Raw genomic sequence first — 25,885 nt, 5'->3', positions numbered from 1 at the left:
GCGGCCGTACCGTAGGTGCCGGCGTGGTATCTTCCATCATCGCTTAATGTGAAGGCCAGTAGCTCAATTGGTAGAGTATCGGTCTCCAAAACCGAGGGTTGGGGGTTCGAGACCCTCCTGGCCTGCCAATAAAAATTAACCGGCCTTTGTGCCGGTTAATTTTTTACTATTCTAAATAGGTTGTTATTTAATGGCAAATAATACAAGTGAATGCTCGTTTTGTTTGTTAAGGCTGCTGTTTAATGTAACGAAAGGCTGTGTTGGTGCCTTTTGCTGAATATTGGAAAAGAGATGGCTGAAAATATACCGCAGGATAAGGAAGAGAAGCCCGGCCGGCTTGTGCGGACGGAAAGTAAGTTATCTGTGCGTAATCATGGTTCCGGTTCCAAGGGGGCCGATATTTTCAAGCTGGCAATTTCGGTCGTATTGGTTGCGGTGGGATTGTGGGCTTTTTATAGCGTGCAAAATTTGTCGATATATGTGCGGGCGTTGTTTCCCGTGGTCGGTGCGATTGCTGGCTTGTTGATTGTATTTTATTGGTGTGACTTCGGTCGTCGTTTGATTGCTTATGCACGCGATTCAGTTGCCGAATTTAAAAAGGTTGTCTGGCCTCCCCGTAAAGATGCTGTTCGGATGACATTTTTTGTTGTGGTTTTTGTGGCTGTGTTGTCGTTGTTTATCTATGCGGTAGACAGTTTGATTTCATGGTTGTTTTTTGATTTGTTGTTGAAGAGGGGATAAAAATGTCTAAACGTTGGTATGTTGTACAGGCTTATTCCGGCTTTGAGAAAAACGTACAAAAAACTTTGAAAGAGCGTATCGCGCGTGAAAATATGGGTGACTACTTCGGGCAAATCCTTGTACCAGTGGAAGAGGTGGTTGATATTAAAAACGGTCGCAAAACCATTAGTGAGCGTAAGTTTTTTCCTGGGTATGTATTGATTGAAATGGAAATGACCGATGACTCTTGGCATTTGGTAAAAAGTACGCCAAGGGTTTCCGGTTTTATCGGAGGAAGCGCTAACCGCCCGATGCCGATTTCTCAAAAAGAAGTTAATGCTATTTTGCAACAAGTCCAAACCGGTGTTGAAAAGCCGAAGCCTAAGGTTGAGTTTGAAGTTGGCCAGCAGGTTCGAGTCAATGAAGGCCCGTTTGCCGACTTCAACGGTATCGTTGAAGAAGTAAATTACGAGCGTAACAAACTACGTGTTTCGGTGCAGATTTTCGGTCGGGAAACACCTGTCGAGCTTGAATTTAACCAAGTGGAAAAAATCCAGTAGCAATCGGTTAAATTGTCGGTAGGCGGATTGATATTATACTTTTTACAAAGTATAATACCCGATCTGTTTTTTTGGGGAGCGAAAAAAAAATTCGCGTTATACCCGTTTATTTAGGAGCTATTTAAAGTGGCAAAGAAAATTATCGGTTACATCAAACTGCAGATTCCTGCAGGTAAAGCCAACCCCTCTCCTCCGGTTGGTCCGGCTTTGGGTCAGCGTGGCTTGAACATCATGGAGTTTTGTAAGGCATTTAATGCTGCGACCCAATCTATGGAGCCGGGTTTGCCGATTCCTGTGGTGATTACGGCATTTGCCGACAAATCATTCACATTTGTGATGAAAACTCCACCCGCTACTATTTTGCTGAAAAAAGCAGCAGGTTTGCAAAAAGGTAGTTCAAATCCGTTAACTAATAAGGTGGGTAAGGTAACCCGCGCACAGTTGGAAGAAATTGCAAAAACCAAAGAACCTGATCTGACAGCTGCTGACTTAGATGCTGCTGTCCGCACGATTGCCGGTTCTGCCCGCTCTATGGGCTTGGATGTGGAGGGTGTGTAATGGCTAAGATTTCCAAACGTTTGAAAGTATTGCGTGCCTCCGTAGAAGCCAACAAGCTGTATGCAATTGATGAAGCGATTGCTTTGGTGAAGCAGGCTGCTACTGCGAAATTCGACGAGTCTGTTGACGTTTCTTTCAATTTGGGTGTAGATCCCCGTAAATCCGACCAAGTCATCCGTGGATCGGTTGTATTACCCAAAGGGACCGGTAAGGTAACACGCGTTGCTGTATTTACCCAAGGTGCGAATGCCGAGGCAGCTAAAGCGGCCGGTGCGGATGTGGTAGGCTTCGAAGATTTGGCTGAAGAGGTGAAAAAAGGCAATCTGAATTTCGACGTGGTGATTGCTTCTCCCGATGCTATGCGTATTGTCGGTCAGCTGGGTACGATTTTGGGGCCCCGTGGTTTGATGCCGAACCCGAAAGTGGGTACAGTAACGCCGAATGTGGCCGAGGCAGTAAAAAATGCTAAAGCAGGCCAAGTGCAATACCGTACCGATAAGGCGGGTATCGTGCACGCTACCATCGGTCGCGCTTCTTTTGCCGAGGCTGATTTGCGTGAAAACTTCGACGCTTTGTTGGACGCCATTGTGAAAGCCAAACCTGCTGCCGCCAAAGGTCAATATCTGCGTAAAGTGGCTGTGTCCAGCACCATGGGTTTGGGCGTGCGCGTTGATACTTCAAGCGTAAACAGTTGAAAATTTTCAGACGGTCTATGTGGCTGTTAGGGTATAGGCCGTCTGAATTTGGGCTACTTAATTTTTAAGTAGATGTCCAAGACCGTAGGGATCGCAAGATTTAATCGTAACTGCCCTACGCAGACGGTAGTCCTGAATCGAATAATCAAGTATTTCTTGTGAAATGTCTTTTTAGGTTGCCGCGCTGGTGAAATACGATAGTATTTCTTTGTTTAACAGTGGGAGGTAGACCTTGAGTCTCAATATTGAAACCAAGAAGGTGGCCGTTGAAGAGATTGGTGCAGCGATTGCCAATGCACAAACTCTGGTGGTTGCCGAATATCGCGGTATCAGTGTTGCCAGCATGACAGAGCTTCGTGCCAATGCCCGTAAAGAAGGCGTGTATCTGCGCGTTCTGAAAAATACATTGGCTCGCCGCGCAGTAGAAGGTACTTCATTTGCCGGTTTGGCAGACCAAATGGTTGGTCCGCTGGTTTATGCCGCTTCTGAAGATGCTGTAGCTGCTGCAAAAGTGCTGCATCAATTCGCGAAAAAAGACGACAAAATCATTATCAAAGCCGGTTCTTACAATGGCGACGTGTTGAGCGCCGCCCAAGTAGCCGAGTTGGCATCTATTCCGAGCCGCGAAGAGCTGTTGTCCAAACTGCTGTTCGTTATGCAGGCGCCTGTTTCAGGCTTTGCCCGCGCCTTGGCTGCCCTGGCTGAGAAAAAAGCTGCTGAAGAAGCCGCTTGAGCATTTTGTTTCGATTGAAATTTTTAATATAATATTTGGAGTTTAAATAGCATGGCTATTACTAAAGAAGACATTTTGGAAGCAGTTGGTTCTTTGACCGTGATGGAATTGAACGACTTGGTTAAAGCTTTTGAAGAAAAATTCGGCGTTTCTGCTGCTGCCGTTGCTGTTGCCGGTCCTGCTGGTGCCGCTGCCGGTGCTGCCGCTGAAGAGAAAACCGAGTTTGACGTAATCTTGGCTTCTGCCGGCGACCAAAAAGTTGGCGTGATCAAAGTAGTTCGTGCAATCACCGGCTTGGGCTTGAAAGAAGCCAAAGACATGGTTGACGGCGCTCCCAAAACCGTTAAAGAAGGTGTTTCTAAAGCTGAAGCTGAAGACATTCAAAAACAACTGGAAGAAGCCGGCGCGAAAGTCGAAATCAAATAATTCTGTTGTGGCGAACAAAGGCTGGCAGGTTCTGCCAGCCTTGTTTTGCTTCTTATTAACGAAATCTGAAGTATTTACATTTATTAACATTAAATTCCTATTTTATTGAAAATAAATGTAAATATTTTAAGATGTGGTGATTTTTGCAAAATCTGCATTGAATATGCAACCATCCTTATTTCCGATTGCTGCCGAGCTTGTGGCGGCTTCAATATTCTGATTTTAAAAAGTCCTCCCTATTTTGGAGTTTTCTATGAGTTATTCTTTTACCGAGAAAAAACGTATCCGTAAGAGCTTTGCAAAGCGTGCCAACGTATTGGAGGTGCCGTTTTTGCTGGCAACGCAACTGGATTCTTATTCCAAATTTTTGCAGTTGGATAAGCCGTTTGATAAGCGTAGCGACGACGGTTTGCAAGCAGCTTTCAACTCGATTTTCCCAATTGTGAGCCATAACGGTTATGCACGTTTGGAGTTTGTGCATTATATTTTGGGCGAGCCTCTGTTTGATATTCCCGAGTGCCAACTGCGCGGCATTACTTATGCCGCTCCGTTGCGTGCGCGCATCCGTTTGGTGATTTTGGATAAGGAATCTTCCAAGCCTGCGGTGAAAGAAGTGCGTGAAAACGAAGTGTATATGGGTGAAATTCCACTGATGACACCGAGCGGTTCGTTTGTAATCAACGGTACCGAACGTGTGATTGTGTCGCAGCTTCACCGCTCGCCGGGCGTGTTTTTCGAGCACGACCGCGGTAAAACCCATTCTTCCGGCAAGTTGTTGTTTTCTGCGCGTATTATTCCCTACCGCGGCTCTTGGCTGGATTTTGAGTTCGATCCGAAAGACTTGCTGTATTTCCGTATCGACCGCCGCCGTAAAATGCCGGTAACCATTCTGCTGAAAGCCTTGGGCTATAACAACGAGCAGATTCTGGATACTTTCTACGACAAAGAAACTTTCTATCTTTCCAAAAACGGCGTGCAAACCGATTTGATCGCAGGCCGTCTGAAAGGCGAAACCGCCAAACTAGATATTGTTGATAAGGAAGGCAACGTATTGGTTGCCAAGGGTAAGCGTATTACCGCCAAAAATATCCGCGATATCGGTAATGCCGGCCTGACCCGTTTGGATGTTGATCCTGAAAGTCTGTTGGGCAAAATGTTGGCAATCGATTTAATCGTGCCCGATACAGGCGAAGTTTTGGCTGTGGCCAATGACGAAATCACCGAAGAGCTGTTGGCAAAATTCGATATCCACGGCATCGAGGAAATCGAAACCCTGTATATCAACGAATTGGATCAGGGCGGCTATATTTCCAATACCTTGCGCACCGATGAAACCGTCGACCAGCAGGCTGCGCGCGTGGCGATTTACCGCATGATGCGCCCGGGAGAGCCGCCTACCGAAGAAGCGGTAGAGCTGTTGTTCAATCGTTTGTTTTTTAATGAAGACAGCTACGATTTATCGCGCGTAGGCCGTATGAAATTCAACACCCGTACCTATGGGCAGAAATTGAGCGAAGCACAGGTCGGATCGTGGTATGGACGCTTGCTGAACCAAACCTTTGCCGGAGCAGCCGAAAAAGGCGGCTACGTATTGAGTGTGGAAGATATCGTGGCTTCCATCGCTACCTTGGTCGAGCTGCGCAACGGCCACGGCGAAGTGGACGACATCGACCACTTGGGAAACCGCCGTGTGCGTTCGGTAGGCGAGCTGACTGAAAATCAGTTCCGCAGCGGTTTGGCGCGAGTGGAGCGTGCCGTGAAAGAGCGTTTGAACCAAGCGGAATCGGAAAACCTGATGCCGCACGATTTGATTAACGCCAAACCCGTTTCCGCTGCAATCAAAGAATTTTTCGGTTCCAGCCAGTTGAGCCAGTTTATGGATCAAACCAACCCGTTGTCGGAAATCACCCACAAACGCCGCGTATCGGCGCTAGGCCCGGGCGGTTTGACCCGTGAACGTGCAGGTTTTGAGGTGCGCGACGTACACCCGACCCACTACGGCCGCGTGTGTCCGATTGAAACGCCCGAAGGCCCGAACATCGGTTTGATTAACTCACTGTCGGTATTTGCCCGTACCAATGAATACGGCTTCTTGGAAACCCCATACCGTCGCGTGGCAGACGGTAAGGTTACCGACCAAATTGATTATCTGTCTGCTATCGAAGAAGGCCGTTATGTGATCGCACAGGCAAGTGCAGAATTGGATTCAGACGGCCGTTTGACCGGTGATCTGATTACCTGCCGCGAAAAAGGCGAAACCATTATGGCTACCGCCGACCGCGTGCAATATATGGACGTGGCAACCGGCCAGGTAGTGTCCGTGGCTGCCTCGCTGATTCCGTTTTTAGAGCACGACGACGCCAACCGCGCCTTGATGGGGGCGAACATGCAGCGTCAGGCCGTGCCGTGCCTGCGCCCCGAAAAACCGATGGTGGGTACCGGTATCGAGCGTTCGGTAGCCGTTGACTCGGCCACCGCCATCGTGGCCCGTCGCGGCGGCGTGGTGGAATATGTGGACGCCAACCGTATCGTCGTGCGCGTACACGACGATGAAGCCACTGCCGGCGAAGTGGGCGTGGACATCTACAATCTGGTGAAATTCACCCGATCCAACCAATCGACCAACATCAACCAGCGTCCCGTGGTCAAAGCGGGCGACGTGCTGCAACGCGGCGACGTGGTGGCCGACGGTGCATCCACTGATCTGGGCGAACTGGCTTTGGGTCAGAATATGACCATCGCCTTCATGCCGTGGAACGGTTACAACTACGAAGATTCAATTCTGATTTCGGAAAAAGTAGCCGCCGAAGACCGCTACACCTCCATCCACATTGAAGAGCTGAATGTGGTGGCGCGTGATACCAAGCTGGGTGCGGAAGAGATCACCCGCGATATTCCCAACTTGTCGGAGCGTATGCAAAACCGTTTGGACGAATCGGGTATCGTGTATATCGGTGCCGAAGTGGAAGCGGGCGACGTATTGGTGGGTAAAGTTACCCCCAAAGGCGAAACCCAGCTTACCCCTGAAGAAAAACTGCTGCGGGCCATCTTCGGCGAAAAAGCATCCGACGTGAAAGACACCTCGCTGCGTATGCCCACCGGTATGAGCGGCACCGTAATCGACGTGCAGGTGTTTACCCGCGAAGGCATCCAGCGCGACAAACGCGCCCAGTCGATTATCGATGCCGAGCTGAAACGCTACCGCCAAGATTTGAGCGACCAGTTGCGCATTTTCGACAACGACGCCTTCAGCCGTATCGAGCGCATGATTGTCGGCCAGAAAGCTAACGGTGGCCCGTTGAAACTGGCCAAAGGCAGCGAAATCACCGCCGAATATCTGGCCTCGCTGCCGAGCAAGCACGACTGGTTCGACATCCGCATGAGCGACGAATCTCTGGCCAAACAGCTCGAACTGATTAAAGTCAGCTTGCAGCAAAAACGCGAAGAGGCCGACGAACTGTATGAAATCAAGAAGAAAAAGCTGACCCAGGGCGACGAATTGCAGCCCGGCGTGCAAAAAATGGTGAAAGTGTTTATCGCCATCAAACGCCGCCTGCAAGCCGGCGACAAAATGGCAGGCCGCCACGGTAACAAAGGCGTGGTATCGCGCATTCTGCCGGTGGAAGACATGCCCTACATGGCCGACGGCCGCCCGGTGGACATCGTGTTGAACCCGCTGGGCGTACCGAGCCGTATGAATATCGGTCAGATTCTCGAAGTGCACTTGGGTTGGGCGGCGAAAGGCATCGGCGAGCGCATCGACCGTATGCTGGCCGAGCAGCGCCAAGTGGGCGAAGTCCGTGCCTTCCTGAATCAGCTGTATAACGGCAGCGGCAAGCAGGAAAACCTCGACGAGCTGAGCGACGACGAAATTCTGGCATTGGCCGCCAACCTGAAACGCGGCGCCACTTTCGCCTCGCCGGTATTCGACGGTGCCAAAGAAAACGAAATTTACAGCATGTTGGATTTGGCTTACCCGAACGAAGACCCGGAAGTGCAGAAGCTCGGCTTTAACGACAGCAAAACCCAAATCACCCTCTACGACGGCCGTTCCGGCGAAGCGTTCGACCGCAAAGTTACCGTCGGCGTGATGCACTACCTGAAACTGCACCACTTGGTTGACGAGAAAATGCACGCCCGCTCGACCGGCCCGTACAGCCTCGTTACCCAGCAGCCGTTGGGCGGTAAGGCGCAGTTCGGCGGCCAGCGTTTCGGTGAGATGGAGGTGTGGGCGCTTGAAGCCTACGGTGCCGCCTACACGCTGCAAGAGATGCTGACCGTGAAGTCCGACGACGTAACCGGCCGCACCAAAATGTATGAAAACATTGTTAAAGGCGAGCACAAAATCGATGCCGGTATGCCCGAATCCTTCAACGTATTGGTTAAAGAGATCCGTTCGCTGGGCTTGGATATTGATTTGGAACGTTATTGAGCAACAGGTTTTCAGACGGCCTGAAGACACAGAGGCCGTCTGAAAAGTTGAATGTACAACCCGAATCAAAATATCCGTATCGCTGCAAAAAATACTTCCTTTTAAGGAGCTGAAATGAATTTAATGAACCTGTTCAATCCGCTGCAATCCGCCGGCATGGAAGAGGAATTCGACGCCATCAAAATCGGTATAGCCTCTCCCGAAACTGTCCGTTCTTGGTCTTACGGCGAAGTGAAAAAGCCCGAAACCATCAACTACCGCACCTTCAAACCCGAGCGCGACGGTTTGTTCTGCGCCAAAATTTTCGGACCGGTGAAAGACTACGAATGCTTGTGCGGTAAATACAAACGCTTGAAATTCAAAGGGGTAACCTGTGAAAAATGCGGTGTGGAAGTAACCCTTTCCAAAGTTCGCCGCGAACGCATGGGACACATTGAACTGGCCGCCCCCGTTGCCCATATCTGGTTTTTGAAATCGCTGCCTTCCCGTTTGGGTATGGTGTTGGATATGACCCTGCGCGACATCGAGCGCGTGCTGTATTTTGAAGCCTATGTGGTTACCGATCCCGGCATGACCCCGCTTCAGCGCGGCCAATTGCTGACTGAAGACGACTACTACACCAAATTCGAAGAATACGGCGACGATTTTGATGCCAAAATGGGTGCCGAAGGTATCCGCGAACTGTTGCGCACGCTGAATATTGCTTCAGAAGTGGAGGTTCTGCGCCAAGAGCTGGAATCCACCGGTTCGGATACCAAAATCAAAAAAATCGCCAAACGCCTGAAAGTGTTGGAAGCTTTCCAGCGCAGCGGCATGAAGCTCGAATGGATGATTATGGACGTACTGCCGGTGCTGCCGCCCGATTTACGCCCGCTGGTGCCGCTTGACGGCGGCCGTTTCGCCACTTCCGATCTGAATGACTTATACCGCCGCGTCATCAACCGTAACAACCGCCTGAAACGCCTGCTGGAGCTGCACGCGCCCGACATCATCGTGCGCAACGAAAAACGCATGCTGCAAGAAGCTGTCGATTCGCTGCTGGACAACGGCCGCCGCGGCAAAGCCATGACCGGCGCCAACAAGCGTCCGCTCAAATCGCTGGCCGACATGATTAAAGGTAAAGGCGGCCGCTTCCGTCAAAACCTGCTGGGTAAGCGTGTGGACTATTCCGGCCGTTCCGTGATTACCGTCGGCCCCTACCTGCGCCTGCACCAATGCGGCCTGCCCAAGAAAATGGCGCTGGAGCTGTTCAAACCGTTTATTTTCCACAAACTCGAAAAACAGGGTTTGGCTTCGACCGTGAAGGCCGCCAAAAAATTGGTGGAGCAGGAGGTACCCGAAGTTTGGGACATCTTGGAAGAAGTGATCCGCGAGCACCCGATTATGCTCAACCGTGCGCCGACCCTGCACCGTTTGGGTATTCAGGCGTTCGAGCCGATTCTGATCGAAGGCAAAGCCATCCAGCTTCACCCCTTGGTGTGCGCCGCGTTCAACGCCGACTTCGACGGCGACCAAATGGCCGTTCACGTTCCGTTGAGCCTGGAAGCGCAAATGGAAGCGCGCACGCTGATGCTGGCTTCCAACAACGTATTGTCGCCCGCCAACGGCGAGCCGATTATCGTGCCTTCGCAAGACATCGTATTGGGCCTGTATTACATGACCCGCGACCGCATCAACGGCAAAGGCGAAGGCAGCCTGTTTGCCGACGTGAAAGAAGTGCACCGCGCCTACCACACCAAACAGGTGGAGCTGGGCACCAAAATCACCGTGCGCCTGCGCGAATGGGAACGCAACGGACAAGGCGGGTTGGAGCCGGTGGTGAAACGCTACGAAACCACCGTGGGCCGTGCGTTGCTAAGTGAAATCCTGCCCAAGGGCCTGCCGTTTGAATATATTAACAAAGCTTTGAAGAAAAAAGAGATTTCCAAGCTGATTAACGCCTCGTTCCGCCTGTGCGGTTTGCGCGACACGGTGATTTTCGCCGACCACCTGATGTACACCGGCTTTGCCTATGCGGCCAAAGGCGGCATCTCCATCTGCGTGGACGATATGGAAATCCCGAAAGAAAAAGCCGCCCTCTTGGCTGAAGCGCAAGGCGAAGTGAAGGAAATCGAAGACCAATACCGCCAAGGTTTGGTAACCAACGGCGAGCGCTACAACAAAGTGGTCGATATCTGGGGCCGTGCCGGCGATAAAATCGCCAAAGCCATGATGGACAACCTTTCCAAACAGAAAGTCATCGACCGTGAAGGCAACGAAGTGGATCAGGAGTCGTTCAACTCCATCTACATGATGGCCGATTCGGGCGCCCGTGGTTCGGCAGCCCAGATCAAACAGCTTTCCGGTATGCGCGGCCTGATGGCGAAGCCCGACGGCTCGATTATCGAAACGCCGATTACTTCCAACTTCCGCGAAGGCCTGACCGTATTACAATACTTTATCGCCACCCACGGTGCGCGTAAGGGTTTGGCCGATACCGCCTTGAAAACCGCCAACTCCGGTTACCTGACCCGCCGCTTGGTGGACGTTACCCAAGATTTGGTGGTGGTGGAAGACGACTGCGGCACTTCAGACGGCTTCGTGATGAAAGCGGTGGTACAGGGCGGCGATGTGATTGAGCCGCTGCGCGACCGTATTCTTGGCCGCGTAACCGCCGCCGATGTGGTGGATTCTTCCGGCGAAACACTGGTGGAAGCCGGCACGCTTTTAAACGAGCAGCTGGTGGATTTAATCGACCAGTCCGGTATCGACGAAGTGAAGGTGCGCACCCCGATTACCTGTCAAACCCGCTACGGACTGTGCGCCCACTGCTACGGACGCGACTTGGCGCGCGGCAAACTGGTGAACACCGGTGAAGCCGTCGGCGTGATTGCCGCCCAGTCTATCGGCGAACCGGGCACCCAGCTGACCATGCGTACCTTCCACATCGGTGGTGCCGCATCGCGTGCCGCCGCCGCCAGCCAGGTGGAAGCCAAATCTAACGGCACCGCCCGCTTCAGCAGCCAGATGCGTTATGTGGCCAACAACAAAGGCGAGCTGGTGGTGATCGGCCGCTCTTGCGAAGTGGTGATTCACGACGAAATCGGCCGCGAGCGCGAACGCCACAAAGTGCCTTATGGCGCCATCCTGCTGGTGCAGGACGGTGCGGCGGTGAAAGCCGGCCAAACGCTGGCCACTTGGGATCCGCACACCCGTCCGATGATTACCGAGCACGCCGGTCTGGTGAAATTCGAAAACGTGGAGGAGGGCGTAACTGTTGCCAAACAAACCGACGATGTAACCGGTTTGTCCACGCTGGTGGTGATCGACGGCAAACGCCGCGCATCCAGCACATCTAAGCTGCTGCGCCCGACCGTGAAGCTGCTTGACGAAAACGGCGAAGAAGTGCTGATTCCCGGCACCAACACCGCCGTTTCGATGGCTTTCCCCGTGGGCGCGGTGATTACCGTTCGCGAAGGTCAGGAAGTAGGCAAGGGCGACGTACTGGCGCGTATTCCGCAGGCTTCTTCCAAAACCCGCGACATTACCGGCGGTCTGCCGCGCGTGGCCGAGCTGTTTGAAGCCCGCGTACCCAAAGATGCCGGCATGCTGGCCGAAGTAACCGGCACCGTATCGTTCGGTAAGGAAACCAAAGGCAAACAGCGCCTGATTATCACCGACGTTGACGGCGTGGCCTACGAAACCCTGATTTCCAAAGAGAAACAGATTCTGGTGCACGACGGCCAAGTGGTGAACCGCGGCGAAACCATTGTTGACGGTGCGGTCGATCCCCACGACATCCTGCGCCTGCAGGGCATTGAGGCACTGGCGCGCTACATCGTGCAAGAGGTGCAGGAGGTTTACCGCCTGCAAGGTGTGAAAATCTCCGACAAACACATCGAGGTAATCATCCGCCAGATGCTGCGCCGTGTGAACATCGCCGATGCGGGCGAAACCGGCTTCATCACCGGCGAACAGGTGGAGCGCAGCGACGTTACCCTGGCCAACGAAAAAGCTGTTGCCGACGGTAAAGAGCCGGCGCGCTACGAAAACGTGCTGCTGGGTATCACCAAAGCCTCGCTTTCGACCGACAGCTTCATTTCGGCCGCATCGTTCCAAGAAACCACCCGTGTGCTTACCGAAGCCGCGATTATGGGCAAACAGGACGAACTGCGCGGTTTGAAAGAAAACGTGATTGTCGGTCGCCTGATTCCTGCGGGCACAGGCCTGACCTACCACCGCACCCGCCGTCAGGCATGGCAGGCGCACCACGAAGCCGAAGTGGCCGAACAGGTGAAAGAGGCCGAATAAGCCGTATCGGAATGCAGACACCGGTTGCGAAAGCAGCCGGTGTTTTTTTATGGCGGAACACACAGGTTGAAACTTTTGCGAGAATACCTTAGGGGCTGTCGACATTTAACCGACGAAGCGGTTTTTTGAGGTAAAAACCGCGTATGCAAGGCAAAAAGCGCAGCAAGGTTGAACACCTGCGGGCATTTCAGCTTCGCAAGTCCGCTACGCTGCCTAACGCCGCAGACGGGGTATTTCGGCCAAAAATACTGCTGTTGCGTTGAATGTCGACAGACTTTAAGACCGTCTGAATTGCTTAAACTCCGTCATACTCGGGCTTGACCCGAGTATCTGTTATTTTTTGAAACAAAAAGATAATCGGGTCAAGTCTGAGTATGATGCAATTGTTTTAAGGTATCGGAATGAATTTTGCAAAATATCGGGACGGAATAAGCCGCTCCGTTCAATATCTGTTTAGCACGCCGTTTTTCAGCACGGCTCCCGTTTCCCTGATGATTTCCAGCCAATAGCGTGCTGTTCCCTCGTAGCAGCGGTTGCGGTGGGCGTAAACCTGAATGTGTTTGTCGGACCACTGGCGTGCGGCGAGCCAGCCGGCGCGGCGCATATGGAAGCTGGAGCTGACCAGCACCACGCTGCGGTCGGCGGCCAGCAGCGGGGTGCTGTATACAATGTTTTTGAAAGTATCGTCGGCTTCGGTTTCTTGAACGATGGCACCGGCAGGCACGCCCATCTGTTCGGCCAGTGCCTGCATGGTTTTCGAGCCGTGGTGGAAATCGCGGTTGATGCCGCCGCTCATCACCAGCCGTTTCACTTTGCCCGCTTTCCATAGTTCCACCCCTGCGGCCACACGCGCGGCCAAACAGGGGTTGGGGCGGCCCTGTTCGTAAACTTTTGTGCTTAAAATCAATGCGCTGTCGGCGGTTTGCAGATCGGCAGGCTGCAGCTTGCTCAGCTTGAAGTCGCCGTAAGCAACCCAAACGGCGGCGGCTGCAAAGCAGAATAGGGCAGCGGCAGGCAGGCAGGTAAGGGTGAGCAGGAATTTTTTTGCGATGGAGCGTGTCGGCGGGTTCATGGTGGTTAGAACGCAGAAAGCGGGTTGGGTTTGCTGTATTTGGGAAAAAGTAGCGGTGGCGGAGGTTAAAGCCGGTAAGGCCGTCTGAAACTGCTTTCAGGCGGCCGGAGGCAGACGGTGTTCCGGCTGCGGGCAAATTTATTTCAGCAGGCACGGCTACCGAACGGCGTTTTTGCCGCAGCGGCTCCAAAAATCTTTTCTATCCAGTCGCTTAAATCTTCGGGTAAATCCGTTATAATGCGCGCCTGTTTTACTTTTTTTAACCAGAACCATCATGAATACTCCGCAAAACAGCCTCTTGGAGCGCCTGTTCAAACTCAGCGAACACGGCACCACAGTGCGCACCGAGCTTTTGGCCGGCCTGACCACTTTTCTGGCGATGTGCTACATCGTTATCGTCAACCCGCTGATTCTTTCGGAAACCGGCATGGATATGGGCGCGGTTTTCGTGGCTACCTGTATTTCCGCCGCCATCGGCTGCCTGATTATGGGGCTGTTGGCGAATTATCCGATTGCGCTGGCACCCGGCATGGGCTTGAACGCTTATTTCACCTTCGCCGTGGTCAAAGGCATGGGCGTGCCGTGGCAGGTTGCCCTCGGCGCCGTGTTTATGTCGGGCATCATCTTTATTTTGTTCAGTTTTTTCAAAGTGCGCGAAGCGATTGTGAACGCGTTGCCGATGAGCCTGAAAATGTCGATAGCCGCCGGTATCGGCCTGTTTCTCGCCCTGATTGCCTTAAAAGGCGCGGGCATCGTGGTGGACAGCCCGGCCACGTTGGTGAAAATGGGCAATTTCTATGTGGAAGAAAACGGTGTCAAGCTGCCCAACTGGCCGGTTTTGCTCACTTTTTTGGGTTTCGTGATGGTGATTGTGCTGGATTACTTCCGCGTGCGCGGCGCGATTATCCTCACTATCCTGGCGTTAACCGGCATTGCCGCCGCGCTGGGTTTAACCGAGTTTAAAGGCGTGGTCGGGCAGATTCCGAGCATTGCGCCCACCTTTATGCAGATGGATTTCAACGGTTTGTTCAACATCAGCATGATCAGCGTGATTTTCGTGTTTTTCCTGGTGGATTTGTTCGACAGCACCGGCACGCTGGTAGGCGTTTCCCACCGTGCGGGGCTGCTGGTCAACGGCAAACTGCCGCGCCTGAAAAAAGCCCTGTTTGCCGACTCCACCGCCATTGTGGCGGGCGCGGCGCTGGGCACGTCGTCCACCACGCCCTATATCGAAAGCGCGGCGGGCGTGTCGGCGGGCGGACGCACGGGCTTGACAGCCGTTACCGTGGGCGTGCTGATGCTGGCCTGCTTGTGGTTTTCGCCGCTGGTGCAGAGCGTGCCCGCGTTTGCTACCGCGCCCGCGCTGCTGTATGTGGGCGTGCACATGATGCGCAGCGCCACCGATATCGACTGGAACGACATCACCGAAGCCGCGCCTGCGTTTCTCACCATCGTGTTCATGCCGTTTTCTTATTCGATTGCCGACGGCATTGCCATGGGCTTCATCAGCTACGCCGTTATCAAACTCTTGTGCGGACGTGCCAAAGACGTGCCGCCGATGGTGTGGGTGGTGGCGCTGGCGTGGGCGGCCAAGTTCTGGTTTTTGGGCGCGTAAGCCCGTCGGCGGCACGCTCTGCAAAAAAGGCGGAGGTTTCCGCCTTTTTTGCTTTTCAGACGGCCTTGCAAGTAAAGGCAGGGCAGGCCGTCTGAAACCAAAAGCGCGTATAATACCGCCCTTTATTTCTCAAACCCGATCACCTAAATGCACATTTCCGATTTCGACTTCGAGCTGCCCGAAGCCTTGATTGCCCAACAGCCCAGCGCCGAGCGCGGCGGCAGCCGCCTCTTGGTAGCGCTGCCCGGTATGCCGCCGGCCGACACGCTGTTTGCGGCGCTGCCCGAATATTTGAACGAGGGCGACGTTTTGGTGTTTAACAACACCAAAGTGATGAAGGCGCGGCTGTTCGGCGCCAAAGAGAGCGGCGGCAGAATCGAAGCCTTAATCGAGCGCGTGCTCGACGGCAGCAGCGCGCTGGCGCACGTGCGCGCATCCAAATCGCCCAAAGCGGGCACGGTGCTGGTGTTCGACGGCGGCATCCGCGCGGTAATGGAGGCGCGCGAGGGCGAGCTGTTCCGCCTGCGCTTCGAGGGCGGCCGCAGCGTGTACGACATTCTCGAACAAACCGGCCGCCTGCCGCTGCCGCCCTATATCGAACGTGCCGCCGACGATAACGACGACGAACGCTACCAAACCGTGTATGCCAAACATCAGGGCGCGGTGGCCGCCCCCACCGCCGGCCTGCATTTTACCGACGCGCTCCTGCAAACCCTGCGCAACAAAGGCGTGCGCACGGCCGAAGTTACCCTGCACGTCGGCGCGGGCACGTTCCAGCCAGTGCGGGTGGAAAACATCGCCGAACACAAAATGCACAGCGAATGGTTTGATGTACCCCCCGAAACCGTGGCCGCCGTCGAAGCCGCGAAGCAGCGGGGCGGGCGCGTGTGGGCGGTGGGCACCACTTCGATGCGCGCGCTCGAATCGGCCGCCCGCGAAACAGGCCGTCTGAAAGCGGGCACGGGCGACACCGATATTTTCATCACCCCGGGCTACCGCTTCAACGTGGCCGACCGCCTGATTACCAACTTCCACCTGCCCAAATCTACCCTGCTGATGCTGGTGAGCGCGTTTTCGGGCACGGCGCACATCCGCAGCGTCTACCGCCACGCCGTCGGGCAGAAATACCGCTTTTTCAGCTACGGCGACGCCATGCTGCTTGGGCGGGAAGACGAACTTTTTTGAGGCAGGAACATTTCAATTAACTCCGAATAATTAAGCCGAAATGCGGGCAACCGTACAGGGTTTGAAAAAACCGCAGGCCGTCTGAAAAACTAACTTTCAGACGGCCTGAGCGGTTTTTTATTTTGTAAGCCGGCCTAGGTGCTGCCGACATAATGCGCATGGCGCGTATCGGCCGAAAAAGAATTTAGTGCCGTCTTGATTGATCTTGCTATAAGAACCGGCTTATGTAATGGTAAAGAAATACCAGCTTAATTTTGCAAAAAAAAAAAAAAAAATCAAACAAACTAAAACATGAAACATCTGTCTCTCTAAAACAGAGGAGATTTTGGCAGCAGTTGTCAAAATATTTCTCGATTTCATGTTATTAAACTTACTTCAGGAGTTTTATGATGAAAGAATTGAATATGCGCGTGTTGGACCGGGTTTCTGGCGGAGGTTTTTCTTTAACCGGGGGCGGCGGTGGCAATCCTGGGAAAAATATGGCCGGAAACATCGGCATTACCTATAAGCCTGAAGAAAGCGGGTTTGGTTTTTCCTACAGCCATAATTTTGCCCATTTTAACGGCGTTGGTACGTTCTCCCAACCGCATTCAGCAATGATTACTTTCACGAAAAAATGGTAGCGGCAAAAAAGTTTTCGATCTTTGCGTTCGTATGCTTGTTAGGTGCATGCAGCAATTCCGATACTGGTAGCTTGACGACAGCTTCCTCCGGAATTACCGCCGGTCAGCCGGCAGCCGTCCCGACGGTTTCAGCCGTATCGGCTGATTCACACTCCGGCGGCTCTGCTGGCAGGCAGGCAAAGATATCGATAATTTCAGCCTCGTCTCCTAATCCTTATCCTGGCGGTACTGCTGGAAAGCAGCCTGATCCCAACTGTGAGGATAATTATGCAAGACCCCATTCAAAACCGAGCGGTGGCCGTGCTTATCTTTCCAGTGCACATGCCAGTTGGGCGGATCATGTAACCGGCTGCAAATCAAAAGGGCAGGGGCAGAAACTATCATATTAGTTTCTTTAATTTAAGAAACACCAAGGGGCGTAATTTGCCGTTACGCCCCTTTTTATGCCTGACTCCTCCTGAGCTGAATCAGGGAGGGATACCCCGGCAAAATTGTTTTAAATGTCAGGCAGCTCCTTTTGCGGGAATAACGGCGGGCGGATATTTCAGACGGCCTTGGCCGCTAAAAATTCATCTACCTTCAGCTGGTAGCCTTTGAGCAGGCGGGCGGATTCGGCAAACAGCGCCGATTCGTCGTCATCCAGCGGTTTGTTGATCACGCGCACCGCGCCGCGGCGGTTGATGACGGCGGGCACGCCGATATAAACGCCGTGCTCGCCGAATTCGCCTTCGAGCAGCGTTGAAACGGTGAGCACCACGCTTTGGTTATGCAAAACGGCGTTGGATATGCGGCTCAAACCCATGCCGATGCCGAGGCTGGTGGAGCCTTTGGCTTCGATGATTTCATAGGCGGCGTTGCGCACGTTGTCGTAGATTTTTTCCATATGGGCCTTGCCGTCGGCCTCTTGCTCGAGAATCTGTTTCAGGGGCATGCCGGCGATGTTGGCGGTGCTCCAGGCGGCAATCACGCTGTCGCCGTGTTCGCCGATCATCATGGCGTCTATGCTCACGGGCGCCACTTGAAATTCATTGCCCAAACATACGCGCAGGCGGGCGGTGTCGAGAATGGTGCCGGAACCGATCACGCGCTCTTTGGGCAGGCCGGAAAATTTCCAGGTGGCGTAAGAGAGCACGTCCACGGGGTTGGTGGCCACCAGAAAAATGCCGTTGAAGCCCGAAGCCATCACGGCGGTAACGATGCTGTGGAACACCTTGAGGTTGTTGTCGATAAGGTCGAGGCGGGTTTCGCCGGGGCGCTGCGGCAGGCCGGCGCAGATGCAGACGATGTCGGCATCGGAGCAGTCGGCGTAGCCGCCCACCGAAATGCGCGTTGGTGTGGGCGCATAGGGCACGCCGTGGCGCAGGTCGCGCGCTTCGCCTTCGGCGCGCTTGCGGTTGAGGTCGAACAGTATCATCTCGTCGCAATGGCCTTGGTTGAGCATCGAATAGGCGTAGCTGACGCCCACCGCGCCAGTGCCGATCACTACAACTTTGTTACCTACTTTTTTGGTCATATTTTTCTATCCCTTTTTGATGTGAAGCGGTTGTTATTATAAAGGAAAGCGCTTGCAGGGGGAGAAGGCCGTCTGAAACCGCCGTTCGGATCCGCCCGCTTCTGCTAAAATACCGCCCGTTATCATTGCCGGAATATGGTTGGAGGGCGCACACATGAACATTTCAGAAATCCGGGCCGCACTGGATGCGGTTGAAATCCCCCGCAGCACCCGCACGCTGGGCAGCGAAAAGGCTGTGCAGCATGCAGAAGCGCGTTCGGACGGCCTGCATATCCGTTTGCAGTTCGGCTTTCCCGTTGCCCATATCGGGCAGGAGCTGGCCGAACGCGTTCAGACGGCCTTAACGCCGCTCACCGGCAGCACGCCCGTTCATTTGGGCACCGACGTGATTATCGGCACCCACAAAGTACAGCCCGGCGTGGCTACGATTAAGGGCGTGAAAAACATCATCGCCATCGCCTCAGGCAAGGGCGGCGTGGGAAAATCCACCACCGCAGCCAACCTTGCTGCCGCCATGTCGCGCATGGGTGCGCGCGTGGGCGTGCTCGATGCCGACCTCTACGGCCCCAGCCAGCCCACCATGCTCGGCGTGGCCGACGGCAAACCTTCGCAGGAAAACCAGAAGCTGGTGCCTGTGCAGGCCGAAGGCGGCATACAGGTGATGTCTATCGGTTTTCTGGTCGACACCGACCAAGCCGTAGTGTGGCGCGGCCCCATGCTCAGCCAGGCGTTGCAGCAGCTGCTGTTCCAAAGCGAGTGGGACGACGTGGACTACCTTTTCATCGACCTGCCGCCCGGCACCGGCGACATCCAGCTCACCCTGTCGCAGAAAATCCCCGTAACCGGCTCGGTGGTGGTTACCACCCCGCAAGACATCGCCCTAATCGACGCGCGCAAAGCGGTGGATATGTTCCAAAAAGTGAATATTCCGATTTTCGGCGTGTTGGAGAATATGTCGGTGCACATCTGCTCCAACTGCGGCCATACCGAAGCCGTGTTCGGCAGCGACGGCGGCAAAAACCTGGCCGCCAAACTCGGCGTGCCGCTGCTCGGCCAACTGCCCCTGAGCCTGCCCGTGCGCGAAGCGATGGACAACGGCACGGCGTTTGCCATGCAGCAGGCGCAGCCCGCCATCGCCGGCATCTACACCGAAGCCGCCTGGCAGATTGCGCTGGAGGTGGCCGACAAAGGCAAAGATTTCAGCAGCCGCTTTCCGAAAATCGTGGTGGAATAAAATTAAAATGCGTTCAGGCCGTCTGAAAAACAGCTTTCAGACGGCCTGAACAGATATTGAGAACAGCGTTAACCTAACGTTTCCACCCGCACTTCTTCACCCGCCGCAGCACTTAATACCTGATTGAGCACGGCGAAAAACTCGCTGCCGTCGCGGGTGGCGAGCCAGCGGCCGTTGTTTTCGGCAAAATGATAGCCGCCGCTTTTAGCGGCTATCCACAGTTCCTGATTGGGCGTGTGGCGGTTAACGATAATCTGCGTGCCGTCGCCCGCTTCGATGGTGAGCACGTTTCCGCTCAACTGGCAGTCGAAATCCCAGCCGCCTTCGTCGATTTGGTCTTCGATGTGGGCGAATAAAGCATCGGAATGCTGCAAAAATTCACTTTCGGTCATAATGGCTTTGTGCGTTAAAGCATTTTTGTTTAAGATACCGAATCTTGCCACATTAACGTGCCGGATGAAAGATAATGATGAAACTCACCCTGTTGTTTGCTGCCGCCGTGCTGTTGGCCGGTTGCGGCTATAAAGGCGATTTATACCTGCCCAAAGAAGGCGACGACGCCCGTTTCGGCGTGATTCAAACCGGCCTCGGGCAGCCCCGAAAAGAACCTGCATCCCCCGAAAAATAAAAACCATGACCTTGCATTGCGAACAAATCCCCTACAGCCGCCTGGCCGAACAATTCGGCACGCCTTTGTATGTGTACAGCCAGGCGGCGCTCACCAACGCTTTCGGTGCCTACACCGAAGCCTTTTGCGCGCTTAAGCCGCTGGTGTGTTATGCCGTGAAAGCTAACGGCAACCTGAGCATACTCAAACACTTTGCCGCACTCGGCAGCGGTTTCGACATCGTTTCCGGCGGCGAATTGGCGCGCGTGCTGGCGGCGGGCGGCGATGCGGGCAAAACGATTTTTTCGGGCGTGGGCAAAAGCGAGGCCGAAATCGAATTTGCGCTCAACGCGGGCGTGTTGTGTTTTAACGTGGAAAGCCTGCCCGAGCTGGACCGCATTCAGGTCGTGGCCGGGCGCATCGGCAAAACCGCGCCGGTTTCGCTGCGCATCAACCCCGATGTTGATGCCAAAACCCACCCTTATATTTCCACCGGCCTGAAAGCCAACAAATTCGGTATCGCCTACACTGATGCTCTGGCCGCATACCGTTATGCTGCGGGTTTGAGCCGTCTGAAAATCATCGGCATCGACTGCCATATCGGCTCGCAGCTTACCGATTTAAGCCCGCTCACCGAAGCCTGCGAACGCATTCTGCTGCTGGTTGACCGGCTGGCCGAAGAAGGTATCGCGCTGGAACATATCGACTTGGGTGGCGGCATCGGCATCGTGTATCACAACGAAAACGCGCCCGACCTTAATGCCTATGCCCAATCCGTCGCCCGCATGATGGCCGGGCGCGGGCAGAAGCTGGTGCTGGAACCCGGCCGCAGCTTGGTGGGCGATGCGGGCACGCTGTTAACGCGGGTGGAGTTTGTGAAGCAGGGTGAGGAGAAAAATTTCGTGATTGTTGATGCCGCCATGAACGATTTGATGCGCCCCGCGCTTTACAACGCCTATCACCGCATTGAAGCCGTCGAGCCGCGCAATATCAAACCGTTTACCGCCGACGTGGTCGGCCCCGTGTGCGAAACCGGCGATTTTCTCGGCCAGCAGCGCGAGCTGGCCTGCGAAGCGGGCGATTTGCTGGTGGTGGCCGGTGCGGGTGCCTACGGCAGCAGCATGGCCGGCAACTACAACGCCCGCAACAGGGCGGCCGAAGTGTTGGTAAACGGCGGCGAAGCCCGCTTAATCCGCCTGCGCGAAACATGGGAGCAGCAAATGGCCAACGAAACGGCGTGTTTGTAGCGGTTTGCCGGAGCTGCAGGAGGCCGTCTGAGCGCCGTTTTGTTCAGACGGCCTGCAAACTTTTCCGGCTAACTAAAGGGTTGGCGCCGTTTGTAATATTGCTACTCTATTGGGCAGAAAATTGGGTGTTTTGTTGTATTTTTTATGATTTCAACATAGTAGTGAAGTAGAATAATTTCAGTAATTTACATACATTCGTGTATTTTTTGCACGGAAAGGCCGTCTGAAAAATTGCCCGTAGCAGCCTAAGTTATTAAAATACCGACATTTCAGCCCTCCCCCTCACACACCACACACGCGCATGAGCCCTCCTCCTTTTATCGAAATGAAAAACGTGGCGTTTGCCTATGGCGAACGCCCGATTCTCCAAAACATCAATTTCACCATCGAACAAGGTAATTTTGCGGCCATTATGGGTGGCTCGGGCAGCGGCAAAACCACGCTGATGCGCCTGATAACCGGCCAGCTCCACCCGCAGCAGGGGCAGGTGTTGGTGGAAGGGCGCGATTTGGCGCGCCTGAGTGCGGACGGGCTTTACGAACACCGCCGCCGTATGGGCGTGCTGTTTCAGCACGGCGCGCTGTTTACCGATTTGTCGGTGTTCGACAACGTGGCTTTCCCCATGCGCGAGCTGACCAAACTGCCTGAAGCGGTTATCCGCGATTTGGTGGTGTTGAAACTGAATGCCGTCGGCCTGCGCGGTGTGGAAAACCTGATGCCGTCCGAATTGTCCGGCGGTATGGCGCGGCGGGTGGCGTTGGCGCGCACCATCGCGCTCGATCCGGAAATCATGCTTTACGACGAGCCGTTTACCGGCCTCGACCCGATTTCACTGGGCGTGATTGCCCACTTGATCAGCCGCATCAACAAAGCGCTGCGCTCAACCAGCGTGATGGTAACGCACGATGTCGAGCAGTCGCTCTCGATTGTGAACCAAGTAATTTTTCTGGCGCACGGCGAGATTGTGTTTTCGGGTACGCCCGAAGAGATGCGCAGGCAGAATTCGCCGTGGGTGCAGCAGTTCGTCGGCGGCCTGCCCAACGGCCCTGTGCCGTTCCGCTACCCCGCACCCACCGGTTTACGGCAGGACTTGCTGGGCAGCTAGTCCTGCTTTCAGGCGGCCTTTTCAGCGGTTACCCGGCAGGCCGCCTGAAAAACGATTTTAAATATTTGGATAATGCAGGCAGAGGGTTTAGGCCGTCTGAAAAACACCCACATTAAAAGAAACCATGAATTTTATTCAAACCACAGGGGCGAAAACCCTGGACTTTATCCGCGCGCTCGGCAGTGTGTTTCTGTTTTTTTTGCAGATACTCGCCAAATCGGGCACGGCTTTGTCGCGCTTCCGGCTGAGCGTGCGCCAGATGTATTTTGCCGGCGTGCTCTCGGTATTGATTGTGGCGGTGTCGGGCCTGTTTGTAGGCATGGTGCTGGGTTTGCAGGGCTATACGCAGCTTTCCAAATTCAAATCGGCCGATATTCTCGGCTATATGGTGGCCGCCAGCCTGCTGCGAGAGCTCGGCCCCGTGCTGGCGGCGATTCTGTTTGCCAGCAGCGCGGGCGGTGCGATGACCAGCGAAATCGGCCTGATGAAAACCACCGAACAGCTCGAAGCGATGAACGTGATGGCGGTGAATCCCGTCGCCCGCGTGGTGGTGCCGCGTTTTTGGGCGGGCGTGGCGTCGATGCCGCTGCTGGCCTCGATTTTCAACGTGGCGGGCATTTACGGCGCTTATCTGATCGGCGTGCAGTATCTGGGTTTGGACAGCGGCATTTTCTGGTCGCAGATGCAGAGCAATATGTCTATCCGATATGATGTGGTGAACGGTTTGATTAAATCGGCCGTGTTCGGCGTGGCGGTTACGCTGATTGCCGTACACCAAGGCTTCCACTGCATACCCACATCGGAGGGAATCCTGCGTGCCAGCACCCGCACGGTAGTGTCGTCGGCACTCACCGTGCTGGCCATCGACTTTATTTTAACTGCATTGATGTTTACCGAGTAAAAAACATGAAAAAGAAGAGTGTATTGGAATTTTGGGTCGGTTTGTTTGTCTTACTGGGTGTGGCTGCCGTGGGCTTTCTGGCTTTCCGTGTGGCAGGCGGCGCAGCGGTGGGCGGCGGTTCCGGCCAAACCTACACGGTGTATGCCGACTTTACCGACATCGGCGGCCTGAAAGTGAATGCACCCGTGAAAGCGGCCGGCGTGCTGGTGGGGCGCGTGGGCGGCATACGGCTCGATCCGAAAAGCTATCAGGCCAAAGTGAGCCTTGATCTGAACAGCCAATACCGGTTCAGCACCGACGTATCGGCGCAAATTCTCACTTCCGGTCTTTTGGGCGAACAGTATATCGGCCTGCAACAGGGCGGCGATGAAGAAAATCTGGCCGCCGGCGACACCATCACCGTAACCGGTTCGGCCATGGTGCTGGAGAACTTAATCGGCAAGTTTATGACCAGTTTTGCCGAGAAAAACTCGAGCGGTTCGGAAACCGCAGCAGGCAGCGAACCTGCCGCCGAGTAATTTGTTTATTTCGATTAATTGATACGGAACTCCGATAGGAAAACCAACCATGAAAAAATCAGCCTTATTCAGCGCTTTGAGCATCGGTCTGTTGAGCATCAACTTTGCTTTTGCCACACCGGCCGAAGCGGTCAGCCAGGTGCGCACCAGCGCCACCCAGGTTTTGAACATTTTGAAAGAAGCCAACGGCAGCAACGATGCCGCCGTGCGCCGCAAAGCAGAAAGCTATGCCCTGCCCAACTTCGATTTCCAACGCATGACTGCGTTGGCGGTAGGCAACCCGTGGCGCGAAGCTACGCCCGCGCAAAAGCAGGCGCTGTCGAAAGAGTTTCAAACCCTGCTGATCCGCACTTATTCCGGCACTATGCTGAAATACAAAAACGCCGGCGTGGTGGTGAAAGACAACCCCGTGGTCAACCGGGGCGGCAAAGAAGTGGTGGTGCGTGCCGAAGTTACCCAGCCCGGCGGCAAGCCTGTGCTGATGGACTTTACCACTTACCAAAGCGGCGGCAGATACCGTGCCTACAATGTGGCCATCGAGGGTGCGAGCCTGGTAACGGTATATCGCAACCAATTCGGCGAAACCATTAAAAGCAAAGGCATCGACGGCCTGATTGCCGAACTGAAATCGAAAAACGGCGGCAAATAAACCATGAAATCCGAAGTGCGCGACGGCGTGCTCCATGTGGGCGGCAGCGTAACCGTGAAAACCGTTACACAAGCCGTTTACAGCCGTTTTGAACAGCAGTGCCGTCTGAAAGAAACTGCCGCCGTCGATTTTTCGGGCGTCAACCGTGCCGATTCGGCCTGCGTGTCGCTGCTCTTGGCCGCCCTGCGTGCGAAGCCCGGCGCGCTATCGCTGCGCGGCATTCCCGCTTCGGTTGCAGCTTTGGCCGAACTGTATGAAATCAACGAATGGGTAAACCCGTGAAAAAAACAGTCATCCCTCTGATTGCCGTCGGTTTTGCCGTTGCACAGCCTGCTTGGGCGGAACGCAATCCGGCCGACCCTTACGAGCGCTACAACCGCGTGATGTTCAAGGTTAACGATGCTGCCGACAAGCATGTGCTCGCCCCCGTTGCCCGCGGCTACCGCGCCGTTACGCCCAAACCCGTGCGGGCGGGCGTAACCAATTTTTTCGATAATCTGCGCGATGTGGTCAGCATGGGCAGCAACCTGCTGCGGTTGGACATCAAACGCGCCAGCGAAGATTTTGTCCGCGTGGGCGTCAATTCCACTTTCGGTTTGGGCGGTCTGATCAATATCGCCGATGCGGGCGGCATTCCCAACAATAAAAACACCTTGGGCGACACATTTGCCTCTTGGGGCTGGAAAAACAGCAATTATTTCGTTTATCCGCTGATGGGGCCTTCCACTGTGCGCGACAGTATCGGCGGCACCGTTACCTACCTCTATCCGGTCAAGAATGTGGTGTTCAAAACCGATGCGGGGCGTGTCGGCACTACTGCGCTCAACACGGTCGATACCCGTGTGCAGTATTTGGATTTAACCGACAGTTTGGAAGATGCGGCCATCGACAAATACGCCTATACCCGCGACATCTTTATGAAAATGCGTGCCCGCCAAACCGGAGCGTCCCTGCCGCAGGGGGGGGATGAAGAAATCGACATCGACGATTTGGTCGGCGATGAAAACGGCGCGCCGCCCGCGCAGGAATATGCGCCCGTAACGGAGCCTGCCGTTCCCGAAACCCGGTTGCCCGAAAGCAGCTTGGATATGCCCGAAGCTCAAAACGAAGTGTTAACCTTATGGGAACCTGATAGCGTGCAATAAGGCTGAGACCTTTGCAAAAATCCCAAAACTCCTCTAAATTCCCCCTAACGGATTCAG

22 protein-coding genes, 1 tRNA gene and 1 pseudogene are annotated in these 25,885 nt (G+C 54.4%); 21 read left to right on the top strand and 3 right to left on the bottom strand.

Annotated elements, in window-relative coordinates; all coding sequences use genetic code 11:
- Positions 1 to 52: 52 nt before the first annotated feature.
- The 9 genes and pseudogenes from Q3970_RS08865 to rpoC all read left to right on the top strand — a co-directional run bounded on the left by Q3970_RS08865 (position 53) and on the right by rpoC (position 12,414).
- Positions 53 to 128: transfer RNA gene (locus Q3970_RS08865), tRNA-Trp, on the top strand.
- A 430-nt stretch (positions 129 to 558) separates the two neighbouring features.
- Positions 559 to 741, top strand: a pseudogene (gene secE / locus Q3970_RS08860) (preprotein translocase subunit SecE); the annotation flags it as partial.
- Between the two features lie 2 nt (positions 742 to 743).
- Positions 744 to 1,280 (top strand): transcription termination/antitermination protein NusG, encoded by a 537-nt coding sequence (nusG, locus tag Q3970_RS08855; protein WP_303100216.1) that lies wholly within the window; start codon positions 744 to 746, stop codon positions 1,278 to 1,280.
- Between the two features lie 126 nt (positions 1,281 to 1,406).
- Complete coding sequence (rplK, locus tag Q3970_RS08850) at positions 1,407 to 1,838, top strand: 50S ribosomal protein L11 (protein ID WP_085366660.1); 432 nt, start codon at positions 1,407 to 1,409, stop codon at positions 1,836 to 1,838.
- Positions 1,838 to 2,533 (top strand): 50S ribosomal protein L1, encoded by a 696-nt coding sequence (gene rplA / locus Q3970_RS08845; protein ID WP_303100215.1) that lies wholly within the window; start codon positions 1,838 to 1,840, stop codon positions 2,531 to 2,533. The genes rplK and rplA overlap by 1 nt, the downstream gene beginning before the upstream one ends.
- A gap of 232 nt (positions 2,534 to 2,765) precedes the next feature.
- Complete coding sequence (gene rplJ / locus Q3970_RS08840; protein WP_303100214.1) at positions 2,766 to 3,266, top strand: 50S ribosomal protein L10; 501 nt, start codon at positions 2,766 to 2,768, stop codon at positions 3,264 to 3,266.
- Between the two features lie 51 nt (positions 3,267 to 3,317).
- Positions 3,318 to 3,692 (top strand): 50S ribosomal protein L7/L12, encoded by a 375-nt coding sequence (gene rplL / locus Q3970_RS08835; protein ID WP_085366665.1) that lies wholly within the window; start codon positions 3,318 to 3,320, stop codon positions 3,690 to 3,692.
- 253 nt (positions 3,693 to 3,945) lie between these two features.
- Positions 3,946 to 8,124 (top strand): DNA-directed RNA polymerase subunit beta, encoded by a 4,179-nt coding sequence (gene rpoB / locus Q3970_RS08830; RefSeq protein WP_303100213.1) that lies wholly within the window; start codon positions 3,946 to 3,948, stop codon positions 8,122 to 8,124.
- 114 nt (positions 8,125 to 8,238) lie between these two features.
- The gene (gene rpoC / locus Q3970_RS08825) at positions 8,239 to 12,414 is read left to right on the top strand and encodes a DNA-directed RNA polymerase subunit beta' (RefSeq protein ID WP_303100212.1); all 4,176 of its coding nucleotides are present in this window, start codon (positions 8,239 to 8,241) and stop codon (positions 12,412 to 12,414) included.
- Positions 12,415 to 12,856: 442 nt separating this feature from the next.
- Here the strand turns inward: rpoC and Q3970_RS08820 are convergent, their stop codons facing one another.
- Entirely contained in the window at positions 12,857 to 13,486 is a 630-nt protein-coding gene (locus tag Q3970_RS08820) for a YdcF family protein (protein WP_303100211.1), read from the bottom strand.
- Between the two features lie 274 nt (positions 13,487 to 13,760).
- Here Q3970_RS08820 and Q3970_RS08815 point away from each other — a divergent pair, with 274 nt between their 5' ends.
- The 3 genes from Q3970_RS08815 (at position 13,761) to Q3970_RS08805 (ending at position 16,909) form a co-directional block, all read left to right on the top strand.
- Entirely contained in the window at positions 13,761 to 15,101 is a 1,341-nt protein-coding gene (locus Q3970_RS08815; protein WP_303100210.1) for an NCS2 family permease, read from the top strand.
- Positions 15,102 to 15,248: 147 nt separating this feature from the next.
- Positions 15,249 to 16,286 (top strand): tRNA preQ1(34) S-adenosylmethionine ribosyltransferase-isomerase QueA, encoded by a 1,038-nt coding sequence (gene queA, locus Q3970_RS08810; RefSeq protein WP_303100209.1) that lies wholly within the window; start codon positions 15,249 to 15,251, stop codon positions 16,284 to 16,286.
- A 386-nt stretch (positions 16,287 to 16,672) separates the two neighbouring features.
- Positions 16,673 to 16,909, top strand: coding sequence for a bacteriocin transporter (locus Q3970_RS08805; protein ID WP_303100208.1), 237 nt, complete (start codon positions 16,673 to 16,675; stop codon positions 16,907 to 16,909).
- 544 nt (positions 16,910 to 17,453) lie between these two features.
- On the opposite strand, the gene Q3970_RS08800 is transcribed toward Q3970_RS08805, so the two are convergent.
- Entirely contained in the window at positions 17,454 to 18,422 is a 969-nt protein-coding gene (locus tag Q3970_RS08800) for an L-lactate dehydrogenase (RefSeq protein WP_303100207.1), read from the bottom strand.
- Positions 18,423 to 18,576: 154 nt separating this feature from the next.
- On the opposite strand from Q3970_RS08800, the gene apbC reads away from it, so the two are divergent.
- A complete protein-coding gene (gene apbC / locus Q3970_RS08795) occupies positions 18,577 to 19,656 on the top strand; it encodes an iron-sulfur cluster carrier protein ApbC (protein ID WP_303100206.1) in 1,080 nt (359 codons plus the stop codon).
- 68 nt (positions 19,657 to 19,724) lie between these two features.
- Here the strand turns inward: apbC and cyaY are convergent, their stop codons facing one another.
- Positions 19,725 to 20,051: an iron donor protein CyaY gene (gene cyaY, locus Q3970_RS08790; RefSeq protein WP_303100218.1), complete on the bottom strand. Its 327-nt coding sequence runs from the start codon at positions 20,049 to 20,051 to the stop codon at positions 19,725 to 19,727.
- Between the two features lie 74 nt (positions 20,052 to 20,125).
- Between cyaY and Q3970_RS08785 the strand changes: the two genes are divergently transcribed.
- The 8 genes from Q3970_RS08785 (at position 20,126) to Q3970_RS08750 (ending at position 25,828) form a co-directional block, all read left to right on the top strand.
- Positions 20,126 to 20,284 (top strand): lipoprotein, encoded by a 159-nt coding sequence (locus Q3970_RS08785; protein ID WP_303100217.1) that lies wholly within the window; start codon positions 20,126 to 20,128, stop codon positions 20,282 to 20,284.
- Between the two features lie 5 nt (positions 20,285 to 20,289).
- Positions 20,290 to 21,510, top strand: coding sequence for a diaminopimelate decarboxylase (gene lysA / locus Q3970_RS08780; protein WP_303100205.1), 1,221 nt, complete (start codon positions 20,290 to 20,292; stop codon positions 21,508 to 21,510).
- A gap of 301 nt (positions 21,511 to 21,811) precedes the next feature.
- Complete coding sequence (locus Q3970_RS08775; RefSeq protein WP_303100204.1) at positions 21,812 to 22,615, top strand: ABC transporter ATP-binding protein; 804 nt, start codon at positions 21,812 to 21,814, stop codon at positions 22,613 to 22,615.
- Between the two features lie 124 nt (positions 22,616 to 22,739).
- Positions 22,740 to 23,516, top strand: a complete 777-nt coding sequence (mlaE, locus tag Q3970_RS08770; protein WP_303100203.1) for a lipid asymmetry maintenance ABC transporter permease subunit MlaE — start codon at positions 22,740 to 22,742, stop codon at positions 23,514 to 23,516.
- Between the two features lie 5 nt (positions 23,517 to 23,521).
- Entirely contained in the window at positions 23,522 to 24,034 is a 513-nt protein-coding gene (mlaD, locus tag Q3970_RS08765) for an outer membrane lipid asymmetry maintenance protein MlaD (protein ID WP_303100202.1), read from the top strand.
- Positions 24,035 to 24,083: 49 nt separating this feature from the next.
- Entirely contained in the window at positions 24,084 to 24,683 is a 600-nt protein-coding gene (locus Q3970_RS08760) for a phospholipid-binding protein MlaC (protein ID WP_303100201.1), read from the top strand.
- Between the two features lie 3 nt (positions 24,684 to 24,686).
- Positions 24,687 to 24,965, top strand: a complete 279-nt coding sequence (locus tag Q3970_RS08755; RefSeq protein WP_303100200.1) for a lipid asymmetry maintenance protein MlaB — start codon at positions 24,687 to 24,689, stop codon at positions 24,963 to 24,965.
- Positions 24,962 to 25,828 (top strand): VacJ family lipoprotein, encoded by an 867-nt coding sequence (locus tag Q3970_RS08750; protein WP_303100199.1) that lies wholly within the window; start codon positions 24,962 to 24,964, stop codon positions 25,826 to 25,828. Before Q3970_RS08755 ends, Q3970_RS08750 begins: the two co-directional genes overlap by 4 nt.
- Positions 25,829 to 25,885: the final 57 nt, after the last annotated feature.

The organism is Neisseria sp. (assembly GCF_030530745.1).
Taxonomy (GTDB): Bacteria; Pseudomonadota; Gammaproteobacteria; order Burkholderiales; family Neisseriaceae; genus Neisseria.
Note: the sequence above shows the minus strand (reverse complement) of the source record. Positions and strands in the feature narration are given on the sequence as shown.

Bases quoted from the DNA above. Each gene is read 5' to 3' on its own strand.
- Q3970_RS08800 (WP_303100207.1), bottom strand. From the start codon at position 18,422: ATGACCAAAAAAGTAGGTAACAAAGTTGTAGTGATCGGCACTGGCGCG.
- rplL (WP_085366665.1), top strand. From the start codon at position 3,318: ATGGCTATTACTAAAGAAGACATTTTGGAAGCAGTTGGTTCTTTGACC.
- Q3970_RS08755 (WP_303100200.1), top strand. From the start codon at position 24,687: ATGAAATCCGAAGTGCGCGACGGCGTGCTCCATGTGGGCGGCAGCGTA.
- Q3970_RS08760 (WP_303100201.1), top strand. From the start codon at position 24,084: ATGAAAAAATCAGCCTTATTCAGCGCTTTGAGCATCGGTCTGTTGAGC.
- nusG (WP_303100216.1), top strand. From the start codon at position 744: ATGTCTAAACGTTGGTATGTTGTACAGGCTTATTCCGGCTTTGAGAAA.
- Q3970_RS08805 (WP_303100208.1), top strand. From the start codon at position 16,673: ATGATGAAAGAATTGAATATGCGCGTGTTGGACCGGGTTTCTGGCGGA.
- lysA (WP_303100205.1), top strand. From the start codon at position 20,290: ATGACCTTGCATTGCGAACAAATCCCCTACAGCCGCCTGGCCGAACAA.
- rplA (WP_303100215.1), top strand. From the start codon at position 1,838: ATGGCTAAGATTTCCAAACGTTTGAAAGTATTGCGTGCCTCCGTAGAA.
- Q3970_RS08820 (WP_303100211.1), bottom strand. From the start codon at position 13,486: ATGAACCCGCCGACACGCTCCATCGCAAAAAAATTCCTGCTCACCCTT.
- apbC (WP_303100206.1), top strand. From the start codon at position 18,577: ATGAACATTTCAGAAATCCGGGCCGCACTGGATGCGGTTGAAATCCCC.
- Q3970_RS08785 (WP_303100217.1), top strand. From the start codon at position 20,126: ATGAAACTCACCCTGTTGTTTGCTGCCGCCGTGCTGTTGGCCGGTTGC.
- rpoB (WP_303100213.1), top strand. From the start codon at position 3,946: ATGAGTTATTCTTTTACCGAGAAAAAACGTATCCGTAAGAGCTTTGCA.
- rpoC (WP_303100212.1), top strand. From the start codon at position 8,239: ATGAATTTAATGAACCTGTTCAATCCGCTGCAATCCGCCGGCATGGAA.
- Q3970_RS08815 (WP_303100210.1), top strand. From the start codon at position 13,761: ATGAATACTCCGCAAAACAGCCTCTTGGAGCGCCTGTTCAAACTCAGC.
- mlaE (WP_303100203.1), top strand. From the start codon at position 22,740: ATGAATTTTATTCAAACCACAGGGGCGAAAACCCTGGACTTTATCCGC.
- Q3970_RS08775 (WP_303100204.1), top strand. From the start codon at position 21,812: ATGAGCCCTCCTCCTTTTATCGAAATGAAAAACGTGGCGTTTGCCTAT.
- queA (WP_303100209.1), top strand. From the start codon at position 15,249: ATGCACATTTCCGATTTCGACTTCGAGCTGCCCGAAGCCTTGATTGCC.
- mlaD (WP_303100202.1), top strand. From the start codon at position 23,522: ATGAAAAAGAAGAGTGTATTGGAATTTTGGGTCGGTTTGTTTGTCTTA.